At 36.2% G+C, this 3,441-nt stretch carries 2 protein-coding genes and 1 pseudogene; all 3 read left to right on the top strand.

Annotated elements, in window-relative coordinates:
• Nucleotides 1-392: pseudogene (locus tag R2Q78_RS21810) on the top strand (ORF6N domain-containing protein); the annotation flags it as partial.
• A gap of 168 nt (nucleotides 393-560) precedes the next feature.
• Nucleotides 561-2,069, top strand: coding sequence for a hypothetical protein (locus R2Q78_RS21805; protein ID WP_316794734.1), 1,509 nt, complete (start codon nucleotides 561-563; stop codon nucleotides 2,067-2,069).
• Nucleotides 2,070-2,078: 9 nt separating this feature from the next.
• A complete protein-coding gene (locus R2Q78_RS21800) occupies nucleotides 2,079-2,468 on the top strand; it encodes a hypothetical protein (RefSeq protein ID WP_316794733.1) in 390 nt (129 codons plus the stop codon).
• Nucleotides 2,469-3,441: the final 973 nt, after the last annotated feature.

Raw genomic sequence — 3,441 nt, 5'->3', positions numbered from 1 at the left:
CTAAGCAAGGAATATTCTACGACGGTCAGGTGTTTGATGCTTATGTTTTTATTGCTGATCTCATTAGATCTGCTAAACAGTCGATTGTGCTGATTGACAATTACGTTGATGATACTGTTTTGAATTTGTTTACTAAACGGGCTAGTGGTGTTTCGTTAACTATTTATACGAAGGACATTAGCAAGCAGCTATTGCTGGACAAGAAGAAGCATGATCAGCAGTATGAGCCGGTAACGATTAAGCAGTTTAAAAATGCGCATGATCGGTTTTTGATCATTGATGGCACAGAGGTTTATCATATTGGGGCATCGCTGAAGGATTTGGGGACGAAATGGTTTGCATTTTCGAAGATGCCTATGTTTGCAATTGATATGCTGAAGAGGCTGGTATAGGGATTTAGGCATTAGATTTACCGAAGGAGGAAGACTTAGGACTGGAGGAAACTAAAGTAAGTGGCAGTCAAGTTTATTATCTGAAAGCTACTTTGAGGAGGTGATTATGTTTTGCATATTTCGTTTTAATATTTAGCTTTGCGGTCAGTAAAAAATTAATATCAAATAATGAAAAAATTAGCGCTCCTCTCATGCTGCCTTATCTGGCTGTGTGTCCTATTTCTGAATTCATGTAAGAAAAGTGAAGGACAAATTGAAGTTTCCAAACCTCAGTTAACAGAAGAACAAATATTATTTAAATGGGGGCAGGCTCACAATGGCCGTTGGATGCCTTATCTGCTGAGTAAAGTAAAAAAGGAACACCCAGTAGCAAAAGGGGAAGAGATCTTCATGCTTCTGGGAAGTTATTTGGAACCAGTAAATAATGCAGTTGCTTATTTTTCTGATGAGAGCCAAATTGGCACCTCTACAAATGTTGAAGGTCACTTGAAAAAGCTTCAGGAATACTATGTAGAGAATTACGAGAAAATAAATAACAGCCTGGAGCTCCGAAAAGATATGGACAGATTATATGAAGAATATAAGCGTATGTCTTTGGAGAAAATAAGCTCTGCGAGAAAAATGCCATTTGGTAAAATACAGGCCACTCGGGATGTGAAGAAGCGGATGGATCTAGGCGGGGATTTAAAAGACGTGCAAATAGTTGGACAGTGTTACGTTCCAAGAGGTCTGTATAGCTGGATTGAACAATATTATGGAGTGTTGTATCTGCAATTGATCCGAAGTGGTGCGTCTCCTTCGTGGGTGCCAGAATATCCTACGATTAGTAAGACCCATAAAGGCGATTTTTGTGAGGCGAAATATAAAAGATTTCAGGACGCTGTATGGAATTTGGTAAACTCTTTTGGAGGCCCTTGTACGGATCAAGCGGCCATTGCTATGGATGCTATTGAGGATTATCATGACTGTATTCCAGAAAATGGGTCGTCACCAACAGATCCTTATGGGCCAGGTGGTTCGGGTGGAAGTGGCTCAGGTTCTGTTAATACAGAAGATCCAGGCGAAAAATATGAACTAATTGTTGCTTCTGATTCAATTATTTTGGAAGATGAATTCGAATGTTTTGAAAACGTGCCAACAAATGCGAACACAGTGTATGGTATAAAAATTTGTGCAGATGTACCGGTTAATAGCAACCCAAACGCTTTGGTTAATACAGCACTTGAACCAGGGCACACATTTATTGAACTGACCAAAACAAATGGTTCGACTACAGTAACTAAAACAATTGGATTTTATCCTGAAAAATACAAGAAAGCTGCATTACAGCAAACAGTTAAGGGAATGGTGGTTGACAATGAAGCTCATGCTTACGACGCAAGTTTTTCCATGACAGTAGATCATTCGCAATTTGAAACTATATTATCAACAGCAAAAATTAAAGGGAAAAAGAATTACGATATGACAGATTATAACTGTACGACTTTCGCATTGGACGTTTTTAATTCTTTTGGTATGTGGGTTGTCGTTGCAGATTGGACGGGTGCTGGAACTGGAAAAAATTATCGTAAAACTCCAAATGGATTGTATAATGCCATTAAATTTAAGGTTCAATATTCAGTTCCCGGAGCTTCATTGGGGAGTGGAACTGGAAAACTAAGTACTGATTGTAACTAATTTAGAGATATGAAACATAGAAAAAAAATCTTAATCATTATCGGGTGTATAATAATTTTATCCAATATACCACCAATTTCCGCACTGATACAAATATCTGTCGATGAAAGATATTATCGGTACAGCAATTACAACGGAACGATGACCTTTACCCAATTCATGAGCCGTAATTTTGAAATGATGAAAAATAGGCATAACTCCTGTCTTTTGGCTCGACCAAACTTAAAGGATAAACAAGTGTATCGCCTATTTACAAAAAATCCTTTTGCCTTTTGGCGCTGGAGGTTATATTTTTTTGATGAAAGATATAAGCTCCCTTATAAGGATTGGAAGGAGATAGAAAAAGTGAGGGTAGCAGAAAATGTGAAGATTATTGATGGGTGCAATGCTGAATTCTAAAAATGAATAAATTCCTAAATATTATGGGAGTCATATTCGCGCTTTGGATTAATAATACTAATGAGAACACTATTTTATATTTGCTTCGCCCTTTGCTTACTTCAGGTTTTGATGTTCGCGTTTATACCTTTTGGTTCAATTGATGCTTTTCGGAAATCAGCGGAATTCGGTATGTTTAATCCTGTAGCACAACCCTCGTTCTGGTTTCTTTTTATGAACAGGGCATTGACATATGTATATTTTGCCGTATTAATTTGTGGCATTATAATCCCATTGGCTTATAAGATGAAACTTCCGTTAAAATATAAGCTAGAAATAATATTTGGAATCACTTCTGTAGTGATTTTGCTTTCGGGAGGAAAGTTATTGATGCTAATTTTCGGGTAAAGTCCATCATGATTATGGTTGTATTACTTTGTCCAAAGATTTTCCTGATTAAATCACTATGAAAAAATTATATTATATAGCTTTTGTTGTTTGCCTGCTTCAATTCCTCATGTTTCTTCTGATGCCTTTTGGTGGCATAAAAGCTTTTTGGGAGGTCAGCAAAACTGGAATTTTTAATAATCCGCCAAATCCTACACCGTTGTTTCATATCATAAGTAGAGGGCTAACCTATCTTTATCTTGGTTGCATATTTTGCGGACTTTTGACGCCTTTGGCCTACAAAATAGATACTAAACTAAAATATAAGTTGGGAGTTATATTTGGAAGTATATCACTTGTTATTTTGTTCCTTGGCGGAAGGACACTAATGTTAATATTCGGATAATTTAGAATTATAAGAAAATTACGGAAAAAGGGGCTTCTTTAAAAAGAAGACTTTAGTAGGTAATATGTCCACTATGTTTTTGATGCTCTATATATTTTTGAAACATAACTATGAATCAAAATATAAACGAGGAATGATTTGTTCAAATAATTGGATTTGAATTCAGTAAATTGATTAATTAGGTAAAATATTTCTATTTGG

This window comes from Pedobacter frigoris (genome assembly GCF_032678645.1).
Classification (GTDB): Bacteria; Bacteroidota; Bacteroidia; order Sphingobacteriales; family Sphingobacteriaceae; genus Pedobacter; species Pedobacter frigoris_A.
Note: the sequence above shows the minus strand (reverse complement) of the source record. Positions and strands in the feature narration are given on the sequence as shown.